The 25,327-nt window shown below is 54.1% G+C and carries 21 protein-coding genes; 9 read left to right on the forward strand and 12 right to left on the reverse strand.

Features of this window, described 5'->3' with window-relative positions:
- The first annotated feature begins 106 nt into the window (after positions 1–106).
- From RGU70_RS07750 to RGU70_RS07770, 5 genes are all read left to right on the forward strand, one after another.
- The gene (locus RGU70_RS07750) at positions 107–1,771 is read left to right on the forward strand and encodes a diguanylate cyclase domain-containing protein (protein ID WP_322208818.1); all 1,665 of its coding nucleotides are present in this window, start codon (positions 107–109) and stop codon (positions 1,769–1,771) included.
- Positions 1,772–1,902: 131 nt separating this feature from the next.
- On the forward strand, positions 1,903–3,138 hold the full coding sequence (locus RGU70_RS07755) for a SpoIIE family protein phosphatase (protein ID WP_322208819.1): 1,236 nt from the start codon (positions 1,903–1,905) through the stop codon (positions 3,136–3,138).
- A gap of 10 nt (positions 3,139–3,148) precedes the next feature.
- Complete coding sequence (locus RGU70_RS07760; protein WP_416186489.1) at positions 3,149–3,736, forward strand: SiaB family protein kinase; 588 nt, start codon at positions 3,149–3,151, stop codon at positions 3,734–3,736.
- Between the two features lie 78 nt (positions 3,737–3,814).
- Complete coding sequence (locus tag RGU70_RS07765; protein ID WP_322208820.1) at positions 3,815–4,204, forward strand: DUF1987 domain-containing protein; 390 nt, start codon at positions 3,815–3,817, stop codon at positions 4,202–4,204.
- A gap of 11 nt (positions 4,205–4,215) precedes the next feature.
- Complete coding sequence (locus RGU70_RS07770) at positions 4,216–4,992, forward strand: GGDEF domain-containing protein (protein ID WP_322208821.1); 777 nt, start codon at positions 4,216–4,218, stop codon at positions 4,990–4,992.
- A gap of 131 nt (positions 4,993–5,123) precedes the next feature.
- On the opposite strand, the gene RGU70_RS07775 is transcribed toward RGU70_RS07770, so the two are convergent.
- From RGU70_RS07775 to RGU70_RS07830, 12 genes are all read right to left on the reverse strand, one after another.
- On the reverse strand, positions 5,124–6,755 hold the full coding sequence (locus RGU70_RS07775) for a methyl-accepting chemotaxis protein (RefSeq protein ID WP_322208822.1): 1,632 nt from the start codon (positions 6,753–6,755) through the stop codon (positions 5,124–5,126).
- Between the two features lie 318 nt (positions 6,756–7,073).
- Positions 7,074–8,696 carry a methyl-accepting chemotaxis protein gene (locus tag RGU70_RS07780; RefSeq protein WP_322208823.1) on the reverse strand — a complete coding sequence of 541 codons (1,623 nt, stop codon included), beginning with the start codon at positions 8,694–8,696 and terminating at the stop codon, positions 7,074–7,076.
- Between the two features lie 614 nt (positions 8,697–9,310).
- Positions 9,311–9,706, reverse strand: a complete 396-nt coding sequence (locus RGU70_RS07785; RefSeq protein ID WP_322208824.1) for a hypothetical protein — start codon at positions 9,704–9,706, stop codon at positions 9,311–9,313.
- Between the two features lie 393 nt (positions 9,707–10,099).
- The gene (locus RGU70_RS07790; RefSeq protein ID WP_322208825.1) at positions 10,100–10,564 is read right to left on the reverse strand and encodes a type II toxin-antitoxin system YhaV family toxin; all 465 of its coding nucleotides are present in this window, start codon (positions 10,562–10,564) and stop codon (positions 10,100–10,102) included.
- Positions 10,565–10,612: 48 nt separating this feature from the next.
- A complete protein-coding gene (locus RGU70_RS07795; protein WP_322208826.1) occupies positions 10,613–10,972 on the reverse strand; it encodes a hypothetical protein in 360 nt (119 codons plus the stop codon).
- A 79-nt stretch (positions 10,973–11,051) separates the two neighbouring features.
- Positions 11,052–12,011, reverse strand: a complete 960-nt coding sequence (locus tag RGU70_RS07800; RefSeq protein ID WP_322208827.1) for a chemotaxis protein — start codon at positions 12,009–12,011, stop codon at positions 11,052–11,054.
- Positions 12,012–12,056: 45 nt separating this feature from the next.
- Positions 12,057–13,775 (reverse strand): methyl-accepting chemotaxis protein, encoded by a 1,719-nt coding sequence (locus RGU70_RS07805; protein ID WP_322208828.1) that lies wholly within the window; start codon positions 13,773–13,775, stop codon positions 12,057–12,059.
- Positions 13,776–14,552: 777 nt separating this feature from the next.
- Positions 14,553–15,512, reverse strand: a complete 960-nt coding sequence (locus tag RGU70_RS07810) for a chemotaxis protein (RefSeq protein WP_322208829.1) — start codon at positions 15,510–15,512, stop codon at positions 14,553–14,555.
- Between the two features lie 256 nt (positions 15,513–15,768).
- The gene (locus RGU70_RS07815; RefSeq protein WP_322208830.1) at positions 15,769–18,045 is read right to left on the reverse strand and encodes a hybrid sensor histidine kinase/response regulator; all 2,277 of its coding nucleotides are present in this window, start codon (positions 18,043–18,045) and stop codon (positions 15,769–15,771) included.
- 58 nt (positions 18,046–18,103) lie between these two features.
- Entirely contained in the window at positions 18,104–18,511 is a 408-nt protein-coding gene (locus RGU70_RS07820) for an Hpt domain-containing protein (RefSeq protein WP_322208831.1), read from the reverse strand.
- Between the two features lie 70 nt (positions 18,512–18,581).
- Positions 18,582–20,258, reverse strand: coding sequence for an ATP-binding protein (locus RGU70_RS07825; protein WP_322208832.1), 1,677 nt, complete (start codon positions 20,256–20,258; stop codon positions 18,582–18,584).
- A gap of 73 nt (positions 20,259–20,331) precedes the next feature.
- Positions 20,332–20,937, reverse strand: coding sequence for a response regulator (locus RGU70_RS07830; RefSeq protein ID WP_322208833.1), 606 nt, complete (start codon positions 20,935–20,937; stop codon positions 20,332–20,334).
- A gap of 470 nt (positions 20,938–21,407) precedes the next feature.
- Here RGU70_RS07830 and RGU70_RS07835 point away from each other — a divergent pair, with 470 nt between their 5' ends.
- The 4 genes from RGU70_RS07835 to RGU70_RS07850 all read left to right on the forward strand — a co-directional run bounded on the left by RGU70_RS07835 (position 21,408) and on the right by RGU70_RS07850 (position 25,313).
- The gene (locus RGU70_RS07835) at positions 21,408–21,908 is read left to right on the forward strand and encodes an Hpt domain-containing protein (protein ID WP_322208834.1); all 501 of its coding nucleotides are present in this window, start codon (positions 21,408–21,410) and stop codon (positions 21,906–21,908) included.
- Entirely contained in the window at positions 21,905–22,966 is a 1,062-nt protein-coding gene (locus RGU70_RS07840; protein WP_322208835.1) for an HD domain-containing phosphohydrolase, read from the forward strand. Before RGU70_RS07835 ends, RGU70_RS07840 begins: the two co-directional genes overlap by 4 nt.
- A 92-nt stretch (positions 22,967–23,058) precedes the next feature.
- Positions 23,059–24,477: an HD domain-containing phosphohydrolase gene (locus RGU70_RS07845; RefSeq protein ID WP_322208836.1), complete on the forward strand. Its 1,419-nt coding sequence runs from the start codon at positions 23,059–23,061 to the stop codon at positions 24,475–24,477.
- On the forward strand, positions 24,474–25,313 hold the full coding sequence (locus tag RGU70_RS07850; protein ID WP_322208837.1) for a response regulator: 840 nt from the start codon (positions 24,474–24,476) through the stop codon (positions 25,311–25,313). Before RGU70_RS07845 ends, RGU70_RS07850 begins: the two co-directional genes overlap by 4 nt.
- Positions 25,314–25,327: the final 14 nt, after the last annotated feature.

Here is a 25,327-nt window from a genome sequence, read left to right on the forward strand (position 1 = left end):
GGTGCCGGCAGTTACGTCCGGCGATCCGAATCATACTCATTCGAACAACATGAATGATGTCGCTGTTTTTTCAGCATCTATTTCGGGCTCAAGGGTGGTATCACCGTTGCACACTATTAAATTTCGTCTTGCAGCGCTGACACTGGCGCTCCTGGCCATTGGATTTCTCTTCCGCGTGTTCTTTGCTGTCCCGTATGCCGAGAGTTTGCTGCGGGATGTGGCGACCCGCGAGCAATCCTCCATTGCCACTTATATTGCGCGTGATGTCGATCAACGGCTGACGGCGCGCCATGCCTTCCTTTCCCGCTTGTCGGCGTCCTTGCCTTCAGAGGAATTACAGCGTCCGGCCGCCTTGTCGCAATGGTTAAAAGAGCGGCAACAGCTCAATCCTTTATTCAGTCTTGGCTTGCTGGTGTTGACGCCGGACGGTCGCCTGCTGGCGGATTATCCCTCTCTGGCCAAGCGCGCAAAACAAAATTTTGTGGATGAGCGCTGGTTCAGGAAGGCGCTCAATGGTGACGTACATTCCATGAGCCAACCGCAATATGGTCGGGCCAGTGGCAAGCCGGTTCTGATCATGGCGGTGCCGGTGCGGGATACCGAACAGCGTGTGGTGGCGGTGCTGGCCGGTGTGGTTGAATTGAATGCGCCGGGTTTTCTCGACTTGTTCCAGGACACGCGTTTCAGCGCACATGGCGGAATTCTTTTGATTTCCGCTGAGGATAAATTATTTGTCGCCTCTTCCGATCCAGCGATGGTACTCAAGTCGACCCCGGCTTCGGGAATCAACCTGTTGCACGACCGTGCGATGGCGGGTTTTCGCGGCACGGAAACGACGATCTCGACAATGGGTGTGGAAAAACTTTCTACCGTAGCCTCTGTGCCGGGCACCGATTGGTTTGTCGTTGTGCATGTTCCGCTGGAAGAGCTGTTCCAGCCACTCAGGACCATGAGCGGCTTCTTCTTCAAAGCTACAGTAGGCTTACTTGCCCTGCTGCTGTTGATACTGTTCCTGTCGCTGCCTTACATCCTCAAGCCGCTGCTGGATGCGGCGCACGCCATGCGCGATATGGCCGACGGCAAGCGGGCGCTGGAACCTTTGCACATCAGGCGCAAGGATGAAGTCGGCTATCTGGTGATTGGCTTCAATTACCTGATCGGACGGTTGCGAGAGCAGGATGCTGCACTGAAAGCGAGCGAAGGGCGACTGGAATACATGGCGCACAACGATTCACTGACCGGCTTGTATAACCGCGCCTATCTGGAAGATCGTTTGAAACAGGCCCTGGAGAAGGCAGAACGAGACGGTTCCCGTTTCGTGCTCCTGTTTTGCGATCTGGACGACTTCAAACCGATTAACGACCGCTTCGGCCATGAAGCTGGCGACGCCACCTTGCGCGAAGTCGGCAAGCGCTTGTTGCAAGGTCGCCGGCGCGTCGATATCGTTGCCCGTTTTGGCGGCGATGAGTTCGTTGTGCTGCTGGCCGATGTGGACGCCGCTGTCGATGTTGGCATCAGTGTCGCCAGGCAAATTCTGTCGGAAATTGGTATGCCGCTCCTCATCGAAGGCCATACCTTCAGACTGGCCGCCTCGATTGGCATTGCCATCTCTGGCGGCGTTGACGTGACTGCCGCACAATTGCTCGCGCGCGCCGATACGGCAATGTATCGCGCCAAACGCGCCGGGAAAAATCAGTTCTGGATTTTTGACGAAGAAGGCGTAGCCGTTCCCGGCCAGCAAACTTTTTCCCCCGATGTATTTCCGCTTTAGTCCTTGCATCCTCCCCTCTGACGCGGTAACGCCGCTCATCATGCCTGACATCGTCATACGCCGGTAACACAGCAGGGCTAACATGTCGCCTTTGGTAGTGGGTGCTCATACCCACGTCAAGGACTGTAAAAATGGAAACGGATTTCAGTTTGATGCCGGCTTCAAGCCGATTGTTTCAACCGCTGTCGGCGCGCGATCTGGCCATCGCCGTACCCAACGTCACCTCAGATGACACCAACGAAAAAGTGTTGGAAGTATTCAGCAGACACCGCGAACTGATCAGTTTGCCCGTGCTGGAAAACGAACGGCCAATGGGACTGATCAGTCGCCATATCTTCATGTCGCAAATGTCCCGGCCCTACCACCGCGAACTGTATGAAAAGAAAACCTGCATCGCTTTCATGGACAAAGATCCGCTGATTGTCAGCGCCGACACCTCCATCGAAATGCTGGCCGCGCTGGCAGTCGATTCAGGCGACAAGACACTGGCCGATGGTTTCATGATTGTGGAAGACGCGCGTTTTATCGGACTGGGTTCCGGCCTCGACCTGATGCGCAAGATGGTCGATTTGCAATCGGAAAAAAACCACCAGGTCATGCAAAGTATCGACTACGCCAGCGTGATTCAGCGGGCCATGCTCAGCACTTCGCGCGGTGCCATGAGCGCCGCTCTGGGCGATGCCTGTCTGGTCTGGGAGCCGCGGGATGTGGTGGGCGGTGATTTTTATCATTTCGAACGCTTCCCCGATGGCTGGTTCGCCGCCGTTGCCGACTGCACCGGGCATGGCGTGCCGGGCGCATTCCTGACGCTGATCGCCTCCTCCGCACTGACGCAGGCGATCGGCCGGCATGGCCCCAAGGACCCCGGATTGCTGATGGGCGAAGTCAATCGCGGCATGAAACAGGTATTGGGTCAGCACTCCGTGGATGATCGTTTGTCGGATTCCGATGACGGCATGGACGCGATTTTCATGTGGTTCGACAGCCGCACCCGGCAGCTCACTTCGGCCAGCGCAAAAATGCCCATGATGACGCTGTCGGCCGAGGCGAAGGAAGTCGAGACTATCGATGGAGAACGCGTCGGGCTAGGGTATGTCGGCACCTCAAACGCGATGCGCTGGGCTAACCGTACGCTGCAACTGGCCCCTGGCACCATCATTTTTACGATGACCGACGGCATCATCGACCAGATTGGCGGGGGCAAAAATATCGCCTTCGGCAAACAGCGCCTGCGCGATGGTTTGCTGCGGCATCGTGATTTGCCGATGGCCTTGCTGGCAGAAACTCTCATGCTGGAACAAAGCAGCTATCAGGGCCAACACCGTCGTCGCGATGATTTAACTTTTTTTGGCTTTCGCCTTGATTGAATACTGAACCATGACAGGATTACAGCGACAGATGGAAAGCAAAACGATAGGCCAGGAATGGGATGCCCTGTGTCAATGTCCGGGGCGACAGGACGTCATTTTTTATTATGTCGGGTATTTTTCGCAAAATATTATTTCTGCCATGGCGGAAGCCGTAAAGACGCGTATCGAATATGTCGGCGCCGAGGGCATGACACGGCGCAAGCTGTTTTCTTCGTTTGTGGAGATGGCGCAAAACATCATTCATTACTCCGCCGATTTTTTTGAAAGAGTCGGCCATGGCACGGAAGGAATGCGTCATGGTTCCGTATGTATTTCGGCCAAGGGCGAGCATTACTTTTTACATTGCGCCAATCCGGTCAAGATAGAAATTGCGGAACGTCTGCGAGAAAGACTGGAGCATGTACGTTCACTCACCATCGATGAAATCAAGCGCGAATACAAAGCAACATTGCGCGCAGAAACACCCGAAGACAGCAAAGGCGCGGGGCTGGGATTGCTGACCATGGCGCGCGACGCCAGTGCGCCACTGGAGTTCGAATTTACGCCCGCCAGCGCGGCCGGCAATGTGATGTTTTATTTAAAGGCGACGATTTGAGGCGCAGCCCTGATCAGGCGCGCCATGACATCAGAAGCTTATTGGTAATCAGACAAAATATTTTTCGAAACTATAACAATGGATAATCTTTTTATCGCCGCCAGCGCCAGCTCCCCTGAAGTGGACTTCCGTTTTTCTGAACATCGTCTTTCACTCAAGGGCGAGTCCTATCCTGAAAACGCAGCCGCATTCTGGGGCGGCATCATTGCCGCAGTCCGTGATTATCTGGCGCAAAAAAATCCTGATGAGGCCATTGCCGTTCATGTCGCATTGGCCTATTTCAACAGCTCCAGCACCAAAATGCTGTTTTCGCTGTTCGATACGCTCAATGAAAAAGCGAAAACCGGAACTCCCGTCGCGCTCAACTGGTATCACGATGCAGAGGACGACACCATCTTTGAATTCGGCCAGGAGTTGCATGAAGATTTTTCCGACCTGACCTTCCTCGATCATCCGATCAACACTTGATGGAATCGCACATGGAACAGCAGATGAAACCGAAGGTGGCGGTGCTGACGAACACGGTAGATCTGTTCCATGTCGAAACCGCCGCTCTGGCACGCGCTTGCGATACGCTGACCTCGGAGGAAACGCCGGCCGACGGTTACCGTTCGGCCTTGATCGAGCTGACCGGGCATTATCAACGGTTGATGCGAGAAAGCCGCCGGCTGATTGCCCGCAGCGACCGCACCGAGCTGGAGTTGAACATACTCAACTCCAAACTACAGCAACTCAGCGCAGAGCTCGATTACAAAGCGAAGCATGACAATCTGACCGGTGCCTTGAACCGGGGCGCTATTTTTGAACGGGCCAACGAGATTCTGACGACATCCTCTCTGTCGCTGATCGTGCTCGATATCGATTTTTTCAAACGCATCAATGATGAATTCGGCCATCCCGCTGGCGACGCCGTGATCCGGGAGCTGGTCAACCGCTTGAATCACAGCTTGCAGGGCCGTGGCGATGTTGGCCGTGTGGGAGGGGAAGAGTTCACTGTATTGTTACCCGCAATCGATCTGGCAGACGCCATGGATATCGCGGAAGCGGTACGACGCGCTATTGCCGATGCCCCATTCCTTTGCCTGCCGTCGCATCAGGTGACGGCCAGCTTCGGCGTCAGCTGGAGTACACCGGGTATTGATTTCGAGGATGCCTACGGCCATGCCGATACGGCACTTTATCAGGCCAAACATGGCGGGCGCAATCGCGTCGAATCCGCCGGTAAGACGACCAGGATCCTTGCGCTTAATGCTTAATGCTTAACGCTTAACGCTTAACGCTTAACGCTTGACGAATGGCCGGACGACTGTATCGGTCAGGCTTTTTCGCCAAGGCCGGTTGATGCCTCACCAATGAAATATCAACCGGCCCTGGATGCTTCCGCTATTCAGGCGATACCCAGAACATGCTTGCCGCTGATGTCCCGCGTTGTCCGCTCATGCGGATGAGGGGGGGATTCGCTCCATGACGGACTCAGTTTGAATATGCTGACCACCTGTTCCAGCTCGCTGGCCTGACTGCGCAAGGAAGCCGCAGCCGCAGCGGCTTCTTCCACCAATGCCGCATTTTGCTGAGTCACGTCATCCATTTGCGTAATGGCGAGGTTGACTTCCTGAATGCCGCTGCTTTGCTCCTGGCTTGCAGCGTTGATTTCCGCCACGATATCGGATACCCGCTTGATACTGGCCACCACTTCAGCCATGGTGGCGCCGGCTTGTTGTACCAGCGTCGTGCCGTTGCCGACCTGGATGACGGAATCATCAATCAGCGCCTTGATTTCCTTGGCGGCGGCGGCGGAGCGCTGCGCCAGACTGCGCACTTCTGACGCGACCACCGCAAAGCCGCGCCCCTGTTCGCCGGCACGAGCGGCTTCGACCGCGGCATTAAGCGCCAGAATATTGGTCTGGAAGGCAATGCCATCAATGACGCTGATGATGTCGACAATTTTCCGTGAAGAGGTGCTGATAGCGACCATGGTGTCGATCACGCCGGAGACCACTTTTCCCCCTTCGATAGCCAGATCCGATGCGCTGACGGCCATCTGGTTTCCTTGCCGTGAATTATCGGCATTTTGGTTGACCGCGGACGTAATCTGCTCCATCGCTGAAGCGGTTTCTTCCAGCGAACTGGCTTGTTCTTCGGTACGGCCGGAGAGATCAAGATTGCCGGTGGCGATTTGTGCCGAGGCAATGGCGATGGCGGAGGTACCGCTACGGACTTGCGACACAATATTGACCAGCCCGCTATTCATGTCGCGCAGTGCCGAGAGCAACTGACCGGTTTCATCTTTCGAATCGACCGTGATCTCGCTGCTCAGATCGCCGTCGGCCACTTTGCGTGCGATCAGCACCGCCTTGTTGAGCGGGACGGTGATGCTGCGCGTGGCCAGCCAGGCAACGATGCCGCTGATGATGACGGCGGCGAACGCCAGAATCAGCACCAGATATTGGGTTTGCCTGGCCTTGTCGGCAGAGGCAGTGCCCGCCTTGGTCATCATCGCGCTCTCATGTTCGATCAGTTGGTCGAGTCCGGCCAGATAGGCTCCCTGCACAGGGCGAATTTCATTCAACAGGATGTCTTGCTCAAGTTGTCTATTGCGTTCTGGCAAGGCTATTTGTGCGATTAGTTTATTTCTGACCGGCAAAAACTGACTGCGCAGAACCAGCAGATTGGCTATCGTGTTGCGGCCCTCTTCCGATTTGACTAGCAGGCTGAGCTTGTCGAGGGTCTCGCTGATAATTCTGGTGGTATTGATGATGTTGTCGGATTCAAGCTTCATCTTGGCCGGATCGGATAAGAGCAGCAAATTGCGTAGATTGCGCGCCGTCAGGTTGAGTTGATCCTTAATCACATGCGCGAGCATGGTTTTTGGGTAACTTTCGTTGTTAATTTTATTGATTGAATTGCTCAGCTCACCTATCTGGGCAAATGTCAGTGTGGCGATGATCACCAATAACGCCACAATCAGGCTGAAACTCAGGGTAAGTCGTTGCCCTATACGCAAATTGCTTATTTTCATATCGCATGCTCCTTTGAATAGTTACCTACTTGGAGAACTGATGTTTTTCTTGCGAGCAATGCATAGTGCATGTGGATCGCTTTGCTGGCGATTTCCACAGTAATTACAAAAAAACCCACATCCATACTAAGCGAAATTTGCCATAAGCAATTTATTTATTGTTTTTTGGCAATGCGGCACGGTGTGTCGTGCGGTCGCAGATGGAAGGATGGGAAACGAGGTGCGCGTGCCGCGCATGGGGAGGGGGTTGGCATGAGCCGTCAAAGGCAGTCAGATCAGAGACGTTTCCCTGCGACTGCCTCTGATCTGAAAAAAGATTTATCCGAGAGTTAACGCACGCGCATTGGCTGAGGAAGAAAGACTTGCCCTGACGATCTGGTCAGAGTGGGAGCCGCGCGCTGAATCATCCAGCTTGAAGACGCTGACCACCTGCGCCAGTTCGCCGGCCTGACTTTGCAGCGCGGCGGCAGCGGCGGCGGCTTGTTCCACCAGTGCGGCATTTTGCTGCGTCACGTCATCCATCTGCGTGATGGCGCGGTTAATTTCTTCAATTCCGGTACTTTGTTCCTGACTGGCGGCACTGATTTCGGCCACGATGTCGGACACCCGCTTCACACTGGTTACTACCTCGGACATCGTGACGCCGGCTTGTTCCACCAAGGTCGTACCCTCGCTGACCTGATGCACCGAGTCGTCGATCAGTGCTTTGATTTCCTTGGCGGCCGCGGCAGAGCGCTGGGCCAGACTACGGACTTCAGAGGCAACCACCGCAAAGCCGCGCCCCTGCTCGCCGGCACGCGCTGCCTCGACGGCGGCATTGAGCGCCAGAATATTGGTTTGAAAGGCGATGCCATCGATGACGCTGATGATGTCGGCGATTTTGCGCGAGGAACTATTGATCTCCACCATGGTGCCGACGATGCTGGAGACAACATTGCCGCCTTCCACGGCTAACAGAGAAGCGCTGACCGCCATCTGATTGGCCTGACGGGCATTGTCCGAATTCTGGCGGACGGTGGAGGTGAGCTCTTCCATGGCAGAGGCGGTTTCCTCCAGCGAGCTGGCCTGTTCTTCGGTGCGGCTGGACAGATCCAGGTTACCGCTGGCGATTTCTGCGGAGGCGGTATCGATGGCGCGGGTACCGGTGCGGACTCGGGTCACGATCTTGACCAGACCGTCGTTCATGTCGCGCAGGGCCGACAGCAATTGGCCGGTTTCATCTTTCGAATTCACCGTGATGTGGTTGTCGAGGTCGCCGTCGGCTACTTTGCGGGCAATGCGTACTGCATCTGCCAGCGGCGTGGTGATGCTACGGCTGGCAAGCCACCCTACGAGAACGCTGGCGCAGACCGCCGCCAGCGCCAGTATCAGGATTTCATAGCGAGCTATTTCTGCCTCTTGAGCTGATTTTTCACCGGCGGAGGTTGTCAGGGAGTCCTGGTAGGCGATCAATTGGTCGAGCGCGGACAGATACTTAAGCTGTGCCGGACGGACTTCTTCAAACAGGATGACCCGCGCTGTGTCGCGTTCATTCAAGGCAATCTGCGCAAGAAATTTGTCGCGTGCGGCAATAAAGCCGGCGCGCTGAGCGGTAACGGTAGCCAGATTCTGGCGGCCGTGCTCGCTGGTGAGCATTTGGTCGAGTTTGGCGAGCGCTTCGGTGATGGTTTTGCTGTTGAGTAAGATGTCGGCGATGGCTGCTTTGATGTCAGCCGGTTCGTTAAGCAGAAGGATTCTTAGCGAATGACGGGCGGTTTCATTCAACGCATCTTTGACTGCATGAGCTAGCACCGTCTTTGGATAGCGATCATTGCTGATCAGTTTGATTTCATCGTCGAGTTTGTTGATTTGAATATAAGTCAGTGTGCAGATTGCCGCGAGAAAAATCACAATCAGGGCGAAGCTCAGGGCAAGGCGTTGCCCTATGCGGAGGTTTTTCACTAGAGAAGTCCATTTCGGATGAAAAGCAGCAGATCTGAAGTTCCGCTTTTGCCGACGGCGGAAGGAGACATGCAGGGACGCTCCATCTGTTTCTTTTGGAAAATAGTATTCCGAGGGCAATAGTAACAACATTAAAGTTATTGATTTGTATAAATAGTTAAATTCGCATTATTTACTTTTAAATTAATTCTTTTGTTGCAATTAATTGTTGCTTGTGAATAAGTATGTATGAACTTTTTTGTGCTGTTGCCGGGGCCTGTTGATGTTTCATTGGCGAGATGCGTTATCCCCAGAAAGCGCGTTGGCGGTGTTGCATGGGGTGGCAGGTAGGCCCGCCACCTACCATCCCGTGCGCTTTGCCATCACACTTTCCGGGGAAAACCCTCCGGTAACGGGGGCGCGGTATCGTCGTTGAGGTGAGTGTTAGCTGGGGTGCCAGTGGCTTCTCTGATGAAGCGGGGCGAAGCGATCGATGGGGTGTTGTGGTTGGCAAGGAATGCCATACGGAAGGGGGTTGTGCCGGAATATATTTAAAAAAACCTGAACGGGGTTGATCTCCGGTTCAGGTTTTTCTTTGCGCGTAAAACAGGGGGGCGGTGGATTGCCGCTATGCCTTAAACCGTGACATCCACGTTTTGCCCGAGGCTGGATTGACCGGATTGTCCTGACTGGCTGGCTGCCGTTGTCGACGGGGTTTTGGCGCTTGCGGCGGCAGCCGGGTGGGCAAGATCGTAGATGAGCTGTTCTGTCGCCGATACCGTTCCGTCCTTATTGGTGTCCTTGACGTCGTAGGTGGTCGTGGTGGATGCGGTCGATGTGCTGGCAGAGGACCCTGAAGCCGCCGGCTTGCTGCCGGATTTTGCAGCACTGCTGGTGCTGTCGGTACTTGTGGCGCCAGTGGTGCTGGTGGTACTTGCGGCAGCGCTTGCGGTATTCGCTGCGCTAGCCGTATTTGTTGACGGATAGCTGACAGTCGCCGCATTGATACTTTGAATTCCACTTATTGACATGATGAACTCCTTCAGAGGCGATCGTTTTGAATGGGTGAAACGCAATCGCATGATTTTTATAACGACCCGAATCCCTTCAAATGAAGCGTGCTCCGAGTAAAAGGAAGTAAAGAGCGCTCCCTTGTTCCCGAGGGCTATTCAAATCCTATCAATGGCAACTCATGCCAATTTATGCCAACCCATACCAACCCATACCAACCCATACCAACCCATACCAACCCATACCAACCCATACCAACCCATACCAACCCATACATCAGGCCCAACGCTGCCAAACCGCGGCAAGCCATGTCGCAAATGAACGTCGGTAAATGAATGCCAGCAAACGCCGCTCATCCGTGAAAAATAAGCTGCACCGGTGAGTCGCCGCGCGACCGGCCAGGACTGTCTGACTCACAGACTTTCGTGTTCTGCCAGCAGACCCTGAATCGATGTCGGCACTTCGCCGCGCATGAGCATGCGCTTGAAAGTTTCGTAGACATCTCCTTCTGCTTTCTCGTTGCGGGTCCGGTTCAGGTCGTTGAACCATGCGTAGACGATGAGCGGCACGGTTCGGGACGAAAAACGTGAAAAAAGCCGGTATCCGTCAGGAGCGTCTTGTTTGAGGCGACGCCAGTTGCTGACCGCATTGCCTGGGGCCTGGCTCAATTGCAAATCCTCGGCGTTCGGGTTGGCCGGTATTTTTCGCGTGATGGATTCGTAGACCGATGCCAGCAATTGGGTCTGCGGATACGATTTATAGTCTTGCGGGTATTGCAGCGCCAGATCAATAACATCTTGCTCCAGGTCGTCCAGCGCAACTTTAAACAGCTTGAAATAAAACAGCTGCCAGGCGTCCGTCGTTTGGTTGAGTGGCATGATGGATTTTCCTTCGTTGTGCGTTTAGTTGTGCGTTTAGTTGTACGTTTAGTTGTGCGCGTCGGCGCTGCTGCCGGTAGATACGCCGTCGATCAGTTTGGCGATGTGCAAGAGCTGGGCTTTATCCGCTGTTTCGATCAGCTCAGGATGCTGCAACATTTGCTCTTCCATAAATTGCAGAAAGCTGAGCATGACCGGATCGTTATCGTTGTCGATGGCGTCTAGCCGCACGCCGGCGACGGCGGATAGCAATACCTGGCCGCTTGCCAGCACCGTTGCGCGGACTTCGCCATTGAATTCCGGATGAGCCTTGAAAAAAGCGGCTTCAAACCGGATCCCTTTGGAGTTGCCGACGGCGGTCACCTTGCCTTTGTATTGCTCCGCTTGGGAGCTTGTGGTGTCAGTCATGAGGATTCTTTCTGTGCTGGCGGGGCGTGTGATGCACGCGGCGCAGGGGTAAATGTCGCTGCCAGATGCGGCAGCGTTCTTATGCAAGGGCTTTTTGAATAGTCGCGGCCAGTTCATCGATGGCAAATTTGGCGACATAGCCATTGGCCCCGGCGGTTTTGACATGGTCTTCATTGGCCGAGCCGGACAGCGAAGAGTGGATTACCACCGGGAGGTGTTTGAGGCGCGGATCCCCCTTGATGTTGCGGGTCAGGGTGAAGCCATCCATCTCCGGCATTTCGATATCGGTCAGTATCATCGCCACCTTGTCTTCAATCGGTACGCCCTCGCGCTCCGCTTCCGCCAGCATGTGCAGCAGTTGCAGCCAGGTTTCTTTGCCGGTTTTGCCCATGATGTAGGGAATGCCGAGGTCAGTCAGACCTTGTTCGATCAGGGCGCGCGCCACCTTGGAGTCGTCGGCGGCCAGCACGACTGCGCCGGGTTTGAGTTCGGTGCGATGTTTTTTGCTGCTGGCTTCGCTCAGCGTATGAACTACGGGGGAAATCATGTTGAGGATTTGCTCTACGTCCATGACCTGTACCAGACGGCCGCCGCCGGAGTCGGCGTTGGCATCGAGACGGGCGATGCTGGTGACGATTTCGCTGCCGGCGCTCGATTCTGCCGTCAGTACCTGGCTCCAGTCGAGGCGGACGATTTCTTCTACCGACTCAACCGCAAAGGCCTGGGTATGACGCGCATATTCCGTAATGAGCAGAATGTTGGGGCCGTTTTTGCTGACGCAGCCGGCGATGGCAGAGAGGTCGATCACCGAAATGACCTGCCCCCGGATATCGACCACGCCCATGATCGGCGACTGGGTGCCGGCGGTTTTGGTCACCGGAATCATGGGAACGATTTCGCGGATCTTAAAGACGTTGATGCCAAACAGTTCACCCGGGTCGTCGGCCGTTACGCCACCGAGACGGAATAACAACAACTCAAACATGTTGCTGCTGGTGAGGTTGGTGCGTTCATCGATTTCTTTTTGAAATGCATCCATGGTTTTCTCAATATCAGGTGGAGGGTTAAGCGGGGCAATACCTGGTTAAAACTGTTCCCAGGCCTCATTGTCAGCAGTTGCTTTCGCCATTTTCGGGTCGTTGGCGGAGTGCTTGATCTGTGTTTTAGCCGGGTGGGCAGCCACTTTGGCGGGCCGGGGGCTAATGTTCACGCTGCGTTGTGGCGCACTGGTCCGGCTGGCGCCGGTCTGGTTGCCATTGTTGAGCTTGAAGATACTGACAGCTTGCAGCAGGTGGCTGGCCTGTTCCTGCATGGACTGGGCAGCAGCAGCAGCTTCTTCCACCAGCGCGGAATTTTGCTGGGTCGCTTCATCCATCTGGGTGACGGCCCTATTGACTTCTTCAATGCCGGTGCTTTGTTCCTGGCTGGCAGCGCTGATTTCGCCCATGATGTCGGTGACGCGCTTGACGCTGCTGACGACCTCATCCATGGTGATGCCGGCTTGTTCGACCAGCTTGCTGCCGTTGTCGACCTTGTCGACTGAGTCGCCGATCAGTTCCTTGATTTCCTTGGCGGCGGCGGCAGAGCGTTGTGCCAGGTTACGCACTTCCGAGGCGACTACCGCAAAGCCGCGGCCTTGTTCGCCGGCACGGGCCGCTTCGACCGCAGCGTTGAGTGCCAGGATGTTGGTCTGGAAGGCGATACCGTCGATGACGCTGATGATGTCGACAATTTTTTTCGATGAGCTATTGATCTCTTCCATGGTCGTGACGACCTGGCCGACCATGTCGCCGGCGCGTATGGCAACCGTTGATGCGGCATCCGACAATTGATTGGCCTGACGGGCGTTGTCGGCATTTTGCTTGACGGTGGAGGTCAGTTGTTCCATGGCCGAGGCGGTTTCTTCGAGCGAGCCGGCCTGGGTTTCGGTGCGGGACGACAGGTCGAGATTGCCGGCGGCGATTTCAGCAGAGGCGGTGGCGATGGTGTCGGTGCCGACGCGCACTTCTCCGACGATTTTCATCAGGCTGTCGTTCATTTGTTTGAGCGACATCATCAATTCACCGGTTTCATCCGTGGCATGAGGGCGGATGTCGGCGGTCAGGTCGCCGCTGGCGACTTGACTGGCGATGCGGACGGCTTCATTGAGCGGGTGCGATACGGTGCGAGCGACGAACATTGCCAGCGTCATTGAGGCAAGGACGCATAGTGCCAGCGCTCCCATGATCCAGATTCGGGCGCTGTGGTAGATGTTTTCCGTCTGTTTGGCGGATGCGGTGGCGCCGTTGTTGTTGACCGTGACCAGTTTTTCAATATTGGCCATGTTGCTCCTGTAAAGCGGAGTCGCTTCGCCACGCAGAATATCGTTGGCTTCGGCTTTTTTTCCCTCCCGGGATAGGGTGGTAATGAGCTTTTCTGTCTTGCGCAAGCTTTCTATCGCTTTTTCAATTTCAGGATAGAGCGCTTTTTCTTCGGGTTCTGATATATCGATGGCGTAGCGTTTTTGCTGCTCGATCAAGGCGGCGTTAAGTCCGAGCAAATCGGCATCGATGCTTTGAATCTGTTCTGGCTTGCTGGCAGTAATGTGCTGAAATTCTGCGCTGCGGATGCGCGAGAGGGACAGTTTGATATCCGACAGGGTGCGGATGCTCGGCAGCCAGTTGCTGCTGATATCGGTTGCTGCGCGGTTGACGTTGTTGAGCTCGGAAAGGGCAAAGATGCCGACGCCGACGGCGAAAGCAACAACGACCAGGAACGTGAGGATCAGTTTTCTGGCGATTTTTAAGTTGTAAAACCAATTCATGATGCTGCTCCTCAAGAAATAATTGAGTGATGGGTAAAAATAATGCCTAAAAGCATGTTGCGGTGGGTCATTGTGTAAATCCGGATCTGATAAGTTGAATTATATAGAAAAAAATGAAATTAACAATAAAAACACATTAATGTTAATTTTATTTCCATGGTTTTTTATTTGTCGCGGAAAGCATTTTCCGTGATTACGTGTGAATTTTTATGGAATGCAGGGCTCTTCATAGGAATATTTACATCGATTTGCAATTGCTCTGCTGTGGTTCCCTGCATAGCGACTTCAGCGTGAGTGTGGTGCTGTAACTACATTTGAGAAATTTGATGGGGTTTGTACGTTGACTGTGCGCGCCGAAAAACACGCGGCCTTACTGGCTAATGGGATGAATACCGGGATGAATACCGAATGAGGTGACTCGGCAGGTCGGGTGTGCTGTGGGGAGTTGCTTGAATTCCTGAATGTCCGGGGGAATGTGGCCGAGGCTCTGTTAAGTGCCTCGGTCATTTTTGCTGATAGCCGTCGCGATACTGAGTGAGTTGATGGGGCATGCGATGCTGCTGCCACGATTGATACGATGGCAAGGCGTAAATTCAGGATTTCGCCAAGCACCATGCTGTTGGGTACGGTGCTTGGCTAGGTCTGACTCTGATTCTTGCAATGAGTCTTGCACTGAGTCTTGCAATGATTCTTGCAATGAGTCTTGCACTAAGCCCGGCTTTGCATCGCGCGCGACACTAGCGACATTAAAGCCGCGGCTCTTTCTCTCAGTGATCGTTAGGCGAGTGCGTTTTGAATGGCGAGCGCCAATTCGTCGACGGCAAACTTGGCAACATAGCCATTGGCGCCGGCGGTCTTGACATGGTCTTCGTTGGCCGAGCCCGATAGCGAGGAGTGAATCACCACCGGCAGCGACTTGAAGCGTTCGTCACCCTTGATGTTGCGAGTCAGGGTGAAGCCATCCATCTCCGGCATTTCGATATCGGTCAGCACCATGGCGACCTTGTCTTTTATGGTCTTGCCTTCGCGTTCCGCTTCCGCTGCCAGTTGCAGCAGTTGCAGCCAGGTTTCCTTGCCGGTTTTGCCCATGATGAATGGAATGCCGAGGTCGGTTAAGCCTTGTTCAATCAGGGCGCGGGCGACTTTGGAGTCGTCGGCTGCCAACACCACGGAGCCGGGGCGGATGACGGGCTTGGCTGTTTTTTCAGTGGTGACGGTCATGCTGGTTTCGACCGGGGCGATCATGTTCAGGATTTGTTCCACGTCCAGTACCTGGACCAGGCGTCCGCCGCCAGATTCGGCGTCGGAATCCAGGCGGGCAATACTGGTAACGATGTCGCCACCGTTATTGGATTCGGCTGACATGACTTTGCTCCAGTCGAGTCGGACGATCTCTTCCACCGATTCCACTGCAAACGCTTGTGTGCGGCGGGCATATTCGGTGATGAGCAGGATGTTCGGGCCGTTTTTGGTGACGCAGCCGGCGATGGCCGAGAGGTCGATCACGGAAATGATCTGGCCCCGGATATTGACCATGCCAAGAATGGGTGGCTCGGTGCCGGCGGCCTTGGTGACCGGAATCATGGGAACGATTTCGCGGATCTTGAAGACGTTGATGCCAAACAGTTCACCCGGGTCGTCGGCGGTTACGCCTCCTAGCCGAAATAACAACATTTCAAACATATTGCTACTGGTCAGGTTAGTGCGCTCATCGATTTCTTTTTGAAATTCGTCCATTGTTTTCTCAGTCAGGTGAAGATTGGGATAGGGCAACTTATTTCAGTGGGTCCGGTAACGGCATATTATCCCTTCAAAATTGCTTGAATGTATCGAAATTCCAGCCCAGATCTTAACTATTTATTAACTTCAGTAAATTTATTTGTGATGTCGTATTTTTCGCGACATTCGTTTGCTCTCCCTCGTTGGGACGAGGCGCAGCAAGCGAATTTAACGAAAATAAATCATGCGATGGAGGGGCGACGGGGCCGTCGCTTCAGGCGGGTTGGGAATTGGCCCAGCGGTGGACTGTGGCGATGAATTGAGCAGAGGTGAAGGGTTTGATGAGATAGTCATCCATACCGGCGGCAATGCAGCGTTCGCGGTCGCCGGCAATGGCGCTGGCCGTTAGCGCAATCACTGGTAGCCGGGGGCTGTCGTTGGCTGCTTCCAGCAGGCGCAAGCGTCTGCTGGCTTCATAGCCATCCATGACGGGCATCATGCAGTCCATCAGCACCAGATCGTAATGTTGACGTGCAATGGCTTCTAGGGCCAGAGCGCCGTTTTCCACATCGTCGACCAGATAACCGTGTTTGGTCAGCAGGATACGTACCAGTTGCCGATTGATTTCGGTGTCCTCGGCAACCAGAATGCGGCGGTTACCGGTGTTGATCGGTACCGGCGGCGGGGTCGTCGTTGTCGCGAGGTTTTCTTCTGCCTGAGGGGATATGGTCAGCGCGGCGGGTGCGATGCTGACGATGCGGGCGGAAGGAAGCTGGAAGGTGAAGCTGGAACCGAGACCGGGTTCGCTGTGGCAAGTGATTTTTCCGCGCATCAGCATGACGAGTCGTTTGCAGATCGCCAGACCCAGACCGGTGCCGCCGTACATGCGGCTAATGGTGTTGTCGGCCTGATGGAAGGGCTCAAACAAATGGGTAATGGCTTCTTCGCCTATGCCTATGCCGTTGTCGGTAACGGTATAGGACAAGCTCAGGATGGATGGGTCGTCGGCATCTTCTTCAATCAGCAGGGCAACGCTGATCTTGCCGGCGGGACTGAATTTGATGGCGTTGCTGATCAGGTTTCCCAGCACTTGCCGGATTCGGTTGGAGTCGCCGGAGACGCACTGTCCTTGCAGGGCGTTACTCGTCACATTCAATTCAATATGTTTTTTGTGCGCAGTGGCCCGGTGCAAGTCGACGACGGCGACCAGTTCTTTGAGCGGGTCAAAGGGGCTGCTTTCCAGATCCATGCGCTCGGATTCTATTTTTGAAAAATCAAGAATGTCATCAATGATGTGCATCAGGGCTTTGGTACCGCTGTGCACATTTTCCGCATAGTTTTTCTGCACCGTATCGAGCTGCGTTTCCAGCATCAGTTCGGTCATGCCGACGATGCCGTTCATGGGGGTGCGGATTTCGTGGCTCATCATCGCCAGAAAACGCGATTTGGCTTGATTGGCTGAATCGGCTTGTTTCTTGAGTGACAGCGCGGCCTCGGTTTCCTGTTCGCGTCGTTTCAGGATGATGAGTATGAGTGCGAAGGCAATCGATACCGCGAGCAGGCTGACCAGTGAAATCGGGCCTAGCAAACTCATGGTGCGTAGCCAGTCGTCCATGATGACCTGGTTGCGGGTACTCACGCTCATGATGAGCGGATAGCCCCTGACAAGGTGGATGGTGCCGGAGTGGTCCTGATCGCGGAAGCGGGCGGTTTCGCGTTGCCCGCGCAACAGGGTGATGCCGGGCTCTTTTTCCGGTCTTGTATTTTGATGGTGAGGCCCTTCAGTTTCTTGCGTGCCGATCAGATTTTCGGCCAGCGGCCAGCGCGCCAGCAGGGTGTAATTTTGTTGGTAGAGCGAGATCGCAAGGTGTTTTTCCAGGCTGATGTTCTTGAAGAAGTTGGTGAAAAAAGAACAGGGAATGCCCAACATGGCGATGCCGATAAACTTGCCTTGGGCGTTATTGAGCCGGCTGCTCAGGTAAAAGGTCCAATTCCCGTTGCTTCGGTTACGGACTGCCTGGCTGAGGAAGATGCCGGCATGCGGATCGTCTCGCTGGCGAATGAAATAATCCCGGTCGCCGACATTGACGCCGCCTTCCCGACGGCCGTGCGTCAGCACAATGACTTCACCATCGGCATTGGTTATGGCTGCCGAGGCGAGTTGTGGCAGACCGCTGATCTTGTCTTGCATCATGCGCAAGGTGAACGGGTCGTCGTAGGCTTTCAGTAATTGCTCAGAAGTGCGAAAGGCGTTGGTTTCTTCAACGTGTTCGACGATGCTTTCCAAAACGACCTGGGCGGAAGTCATTGTCTGGGCTGTGTTCTCTGCAAGGACGGTCGATAAGTTGTCGACATCCTCGGCCCAGCCATCGCGCGTCGAGTTATATAAAATCCAGCCGGAGGCGATGCCGGCCGTCGCCAGTAGTGTCACGATGAAAATGCCGAGCGTGACGGTGATGCGTCGTGCGTGCCTGCCGGACCAGAGGATACTTGCCCAGTTGCTTGATTGCGGTGTGCGTGTGACACCACTTTTTTTTGTTGTAGTTTGCATATGGTGCGACTGATTGAGACTAGCTCGGTTGTACGGGAGTGCTCTGTTCGTCTTGCTGTTATTTCTGGCTTAGTGTTTTACAGTTACTTTTCAGGATTCCTTGAAAGTGGATGATGCTGATTTTTACTTCTTCCATGACCTTGTCAAACAGTTCCGTCATTTCCTGCGCCGGCACAGGGTCTGGTCCCGACTCTTCAGCGCGGGCCAGCCGTTCCATGTCGCGCAGTAGTTGCGAGAGTTGGTTCGCGCCGATAAGCGATGTCGATCCACGCAGCGAATGCGCGGCATGGGCAATCGCCACACGGTCGTTTGCCAGCACTGCTTTTTGCAGACGCTCATGCATGGGGGGAGCTGTTTCCAGGTAGATGCCCGAGATGTGGCGGAAAGCATCCATGTCCTGCACCACGTCAAAGAGGACGAGGGGATCGATATGCCGGTATTGATATGGCGCTTGCATGTTGCTCATTCCGGCTGGCTCCGCAGTAAAATTTTGTTCGTAAGGCGCATCTGTTGCGCTCGTTATTGCGTAAGTCCTGCTAGTGTTTTTTTTGCCTGCCAGATTCATGCGGTAGTGTGAAAGAAAAAATGGAACCATTGCCGGCCTTGGATTCCAGGAAGATATGCCCCCCCATCATTTCAATCAGTCGCGCTGCAATACTCAGGCCAAGTCCTGCGCCGGCTTTGGCGCGTGCGGGTGAATCATCCGCTTGAGAAAACTTTTCAAAAATCTTTTTTTGCAATTCGGGCGCTACGCCGACGCCGCTGTCAATGACCTGGAACAACATGCCTTCGGGTACAGGTCCAACTTTCAGCAGTATGCGGCCCTTTTCAGTGAACTTAACGGCATTGTCGAGCAGGCTATCTAGTACGCGCGACAGTTTTTCGTTATCGCATACGATGAATTTCGGTGCGTCAGGAGCAAGCTCAAAATCGAGGGCGATGTTTTTGACGCTTGCCTTGTTCTGGTACCGGTGGACAGCAATCCGGATGATTTCAGAGAGGTTTTCTTCGGTGCCGAACAGTGTCGCAGTTTCGGTCTCCAATGCACTCATTTCGAGTACGGCGTCGACTAATATCAGAAGTCGCATTCCACAATCGTGAATGATTTTCGCAAACTTTGCCTGTTTCTCATCCGTCAAATCCTCACTGAGCGTCTCAGAATAGCCCAGAATGCCATTGAGCGGTGTACGAAATTCGTGGGACATGTTGGCGAGGAAGCGGAATTTGGCGTCGTTGGCTGCCACGGCTTGCAGTCGGCTTTTTATCAGTTTGCCTACCAGGACGATGATGCCGAGGCTGAACAGGAGGATGGTAGCTGAGATCAGCGCGGCCAGAAACAGAGATTCTTTGCGCGCGACATAGTAAGGAGCGAGACGCTCTTCCAGGTCGATGCCAACCGATACGTACAGAGGGTAGTTGCGCAATTTTTCATACGCGTAAATGCGTTGCCGGTTATCGACCTGACTGATGGTGTTGATGGCGCCGTGTTCGTTGCTCAGCATGGCGTTGAGGAGCGGGCTACCCGCTACATTTTGCCCCATCGAGTCGCTCGTTCCCATGCGGCGCACGCGTATGATGCCGTCCGCTCCGACGATGGAGATGGTGCCGAGGCGGCCGACGTCGATGTCGTAGTAGAGCTGGGTAAAATATTGCGGGTCCATCGAGACCACTACTACACCCTTGAATGTGCCATCGGGATGGTTGATGCGGCGGGTCATCTGTATCGACCATTTGTTGGAAACGCGGCCGAGTAGGGGTTTGCTGACGTAGAGCGCGTCGCTGTTGGTAATCATGTGCACACGGATGTGCTCGCGGTCGCTCAGATTGACTGGCACGAAGGGTTTGCTGGAAAGGACGACATCGCCTTTTTCGTCAACGATCGAAAACAGATTGTAGATGTGATCGCTTCCCAGTCCTTCTTTCAGGTCCTGGTTGATATTGAGTTTGGTACCGGCGATGTTGTAGCGGTAGCGCAGGTAAACCGAGGCCTGATCGGCTGCTTCGAGAGTGCGCGCCGCGTGTTCTTGAAATACGCGGGCCAGGCTGCGCACGTCACGTTGCGCATCCGTTATTTGCGTCTTGCGCATTTCATTGAGCTGCAGCAGAGTCAGTAGCCAGACAATGGCGATCAGTACGGCTGCGAACAATCCAAGCAGAAGACGGACATCGATTCTGCTGGTGACAGCGCTGAACTTGAGCCAGCGAGCTTTCATAAGGAGCAACTTTCGATAGGGAAGTGGTTCAATTGAAATCTCTCTGGCACAGGTGACGCGTTTCGCCGTTTAGTCAGGCGTGGTGTGCAGCATGCCGGCGTGATTTCTGTGCGCAGCAGGCGCGCAGGTAACCATACAATTCGTCGAAATTGACAGGCTTGCTGAAAAAAACCACGCCGTCAGGCACACCGCCACGTGCCGCTATTTCTTCATCGCTCAAGCCGGAAAGAATGGCGATACTCATGTCCGCCAGTTCCGGATAGCCGAGAATAGTGCTCACGACTTCATAGCCGTCGATGCCGTCCATGACGATGTCGGCCAGCAGAATGTCCGGCTTGTGGCTGGCGATTTCGATCAGGGCCTGATAGCCGGTTTCGCAGAAGGTAAGGGCGATGGGCAGGTTCCAGGACGTTATTTTTTTGTCGTAGATTTCCCGCTGCATCTTGTTATCTTCAATGATCAGAATGGAGACAGTTTTACTGAATGCCGCCGCCGCTTGTGGTGTGCTGCCTGGAGTAGATTTGTACGCCAGCACGGCAGTAAGCGGGATGCGACGATGCCCGCCTTTGGTTTTCCACGCCTCTATGACGCCGGTTTCCACGAGCTGTTGAATGGTTGTAACTGAGACGCCAAGTATGTTGGCGGCTTCCTGTGTCGTACATACATCGGATGAAGACATGGTGGGGTAACTCCTGTGCGATTGTGTCTAGAATACACCAATAAAACAAATATAACAAATAATTTAATTATTTGATATAATCAGACGGTGTAAATATTTGACTTAATTGTTTAATTTATTCCATACATTTGCTTTAAAAATTGATGGCTTATCTACAGCAAGATAAACCTGTATCCTATCGTTTGTTTTTTTTGTAAAAAATAAGATCAACCGCAATTATGGTGTTGGTTATGGGTATTTGCAAATAAAAAAACAGAATTTCAATCAAGAAAAACCGAATCTTCTCGAAATATATTGAAAACACAACTTATTTGCCTGAGCGTACGCGGTTTTTTTGGCGATCTGTTCTGACATAAAAAACAAACAGTGCCAGGGGTGATGTGCAAGAGGTGGCAGCAAGTCCTTGTATTGATCGTGCGTGTGGGTCGTGCGTGTTCGTAATAAATTTGGATCAAGAAAGTTGTCCTGACATGAGAATCAGCGGTGAGTTTGATGAAAACGATTCCCAAGGTGGCGCGGAGCCGCGCGACACTGGTTCTGCTGTGGATGGGAATGAAACGCGAGTTGGCTCGGACGGCATCGGCATCCCTGAGAACGCCTTGCCTGAGCAAGCGCATTCTTCCAGGGCGTTGGCGGTATTGAACCTGAACCGGCTACAGGATTTGTTTTCGGATGATGAGCGAGTACAGCGCAAGATGCTCGATTTATTCCTGTCCGGTACGCCCGAAACCTTTGATCAGTTAGCGACGGCAATCGGCAATAGAGATTTTGAACATGCTGCGGCCTTGGGCCACAGACTCGCCGGATCATGCGTCAACCTTGGCGTGGAAGAGCTGAGCGGGCTCGCTCGTGAGGTCGAGAGTGCCGCTCACAAGAAGGATTTATCACGACTGATACAGCTACGCGAGGCCATGCTTTCCGCATTCGCGCGCTTGTATGAATACATTAATAAAATGAGAAAGCCAATATGAACATCTTGCTGCTCGACGATGATCCTACCAATGTAGCCTTGCTCGCCCATTTGCTCGACGGCGTTCCTAATGTGGTGCTGACGGAATTCACGGATCCCATGCGGGCGCTGGAATGGTGTCGCACCGAGCAGCCGGATCTGCTCCTGATCGACTACATGATGCCGCAGATGGATGGCTTGCAATTCCTCTCGCTCTTTCGCCAGTTGCCAGGCCAGGCAACGACGCCGTTGATCATGATTACGGCCGCCGCCGAAACTGCGCTGCGTAATTCCGCTTTGCAAATGAGTGCTACCGATTTTCTGGCCAAGCCGGTGAACCGGGCCGAGCTGCGCGCGCGGGTGGGCAACATGCTTGCGCTACGCAAGAATCAGTTAGAACTGATTGCGCAGGCTGAGGTACTCGCCGAGCAAGTCAAAAACGCCAGCAAGGAAATTGAGCGGCGCGATCTGGAATCGATTCGCTACCTGTCTCTGGCCGCACAGTGTCGGGACGAGGAAACCGGCGGCCATCTGCTGCGCATGGCCACTTACGCGCACCTGATCGCCACTGAGCTGGGTTTGAGCGAGGAAGAGTGCGCCATCGTCAGGGATGCCGCACCGCTGCATGACATCGGCAAGGTGGGTATTCCCGACAGGATTTTGCTCAAACGAGGGCGGCTCGATGACGATGAAATGGCGATCATGCGCACGCATCCAGCCCTTGGTGCGGCCATTTTGAGTGGAGGAACTTCACCGTTATTGAGGGCGGCGGCGAGCATTGCCTTGTCCCACCATGAAAGATATGATGGAAGCGGGTATCCTAGCGGGACACGGGGCGAGGATATACCTTTGTATGCACGAATTATCAGTGTGGCGGACGTGTTCGATGCGCTTACCACGGCGCGACCTTACAAGCAGGCGTGGGAGCTGGAGCGGGCGATGCTGTTTTTGCAAGAGGGCGCGGGCAGTCACTTTGACCCGCTCTGCGTTGAGGTATTCTTGAAAAACAGAGAATCCGTGGGGCAGATTTGTCAGCGGCTCCGGGATGAAATTACCGCGGTTGACGAACTACCTCATTAATTTGCCAGGATTTTTCTGTGATGCAACAGTCGCATCGTCATTGCCGGGCGAATATCCTTCGCGCAAGTTTTTTAACGCAAACGAGAACGAACATGGCTGAGAACCACACTGACCTCAATCCGCAGAACCCTGCCGATAACAGCCCACCTGCCGTGATTTTGCTGGTGGATGACGAGAGCAGCATCCTGTCATCGCTCAAACGTTTGTTCCGGCCCTACGGTTACAAAATTCTGACGGCGGAGGGCGGTGCGGCAGGTCTGGAGGTGCTGGCCACCGAACCGGTCGACCTGATCATTTCAGACATGCGCATGCCCGACATGAACGGCGCGCAATTCCTTGCTCTGGCAAAAGATCTGTATCCCGATACGGTACGTATTCTGCTGACCGGCTATGCCGAAATCGATGCCACCATTGCGGCCATCAATGACGGCGGCGTCTACCATTACGCCAACAAGCCTTGGGACGAGCGCAATCTATCGATGATTGTCAAAAGCGGACTTGAGCAGAGTCTTCTGAAAAAAGAAGCAGTGCGCCTTTCGGAAGAGACGCTGCGACTCAACCAAATCGTGCGGCAGCAAAACGAAGAGTTGACTGCGTTTAACCTCAATCTCGAAACACAGGTGATAGCGCGGACCGAAGAAATCCGCCAGACCGTTTTGTTTCTGGAAAGCACCGCAGAAGATACCAAAAGAAATTTCTTGACCATGCTCAAGGTGTTTTCCAGCATGATCGAACTACGCTCAGGGGCGTTTGGCGGTCACTCCAGCCGGATCGGTGATTTATCGCGCAAGCTGGGCAGTGCCATGCAATTGAGCGAGCATGGACAACATGAACTGATGATCGCCGGTTTGCTGCATGGCATTGGAAAAATCGGTCTTTCCGATGAGCTGGTGCGCAAGCCGATGGAAGAAATGACGCAGGAGGAAGCCCGGGTTTACATGGCGCATCCTCTGAAAGGACAGGCGGTATTGACTCCCGTGGAGGCATTCAACGGAGCCGGCCGCATCATTCGCCATCAATATGAACGGTATAACGGCAGAGGAACGCCGGATGGCATTGCCGGCGACGTCATCCCTATCGGCGCGAGAATACTGGCCGTGATCCGCGATTTTGAAGAGTTGCGCACGGGCGCAATTTCCACGCAGCCCTTGTCCAATGAAAAAGCCATTAGTGTTATCAAATCGCAAAGCGAGCGGCGCTATGATCCTGCCGTGGTGACGGCTTTTCTGCAGTTAATGGTGAGAGAAGGCTTGAGCCGTCCGCTCGACACGCTCGAAGTGGAAGTGCAAGGTTTGATGGAGGGAATGCAGCTGGCCGATGATTTGATGACGCTCGATGGCATCCTGTTGCTGGCCAAGGATTATGTACTGAAGCCGCAGAATATCGACAACCTTATCCAAATGCAGAAACTGGAGCGCTTGCCGCAATTCATCATGATCCGTCGGGTCAACCTGCAAGAGCCGGACAAAGACGCAGATAGCGATCCCGTTATGGAAGCAATCAAATCATGAGCCTCCCGGACGACGACGGCCCCAAAGACAACGCCTCGCGTGTCCTGCTGCTGGTGGATGATGAAAAAAATATTCTGTCGGCGCTTAACCGGCTTTTACGGCGCGACGACTACACCATACTGATGGCCAATAGCGGTGCAGAGGCATTGGAAATATTGTCGAAGACGCATGTGGATGTGATTGTCTCGGATCAACGTATGCCCGGCATGAGCGGGGTTGAATTTTTCCGGATTGCAAAAAAAACCCATCCCGATTCGGTGCGAATTGTTCTGAGCGGTTATACCGAACTCGAATCCGTCACAGCCGCCGTCAATGAAGGCTCCATCTATAAATTCCTGACCAAGCCCTGGGATGACGTCCAGCTATCCGAACAGATCGCGGAAGCATTCAGAAAGAAATTTTTTGAGGACGAAATTTTTCAGCTCACTGAAAAACTGAGCAAAGCCAATGCCGGACTGGAACTCATGAACGGACAGCTGGATGCCGTTCTCCAGCGCAAAGAAACCATGATCAGAACCCACGAAATCAGTCTGAAAATCGTGCATGAAATCCTGCAGCATCTGCCCGTGCCGGTAATTGGTCTGGATGAGACGGATACCATTGTCCTGGCCAACGCGGCGGCGCAATCGCTTTCAGGCCTGACCCGGCCGCTGCTGGGCGAGGACATCAAGCAATCCATGCCGGCCGCATGGGAACAACTGCGACAAGACGGCACACCTTCTACCGTCGAGATCAGCGGAGAACGGTTTGATGTACGCCTGCATTCGATGGGAGAGAGCTCGCAATCGCAGGGTAAATTAATGACCTTCATTAAGTCGCCGGGACGAGGGTCATGAGCACGCAGGAGCCG

The sequence above is a fragment of the Herbaspirillum sp. RTI4 genome (assembly GCF_034313965.1).
Classification (GTDB): domain Bacteria; phylum Pseudomonadota; class Gammaproteobacteria; order Burkholderiales; family Burkholderiaceae_D; genus Herbaspirillum.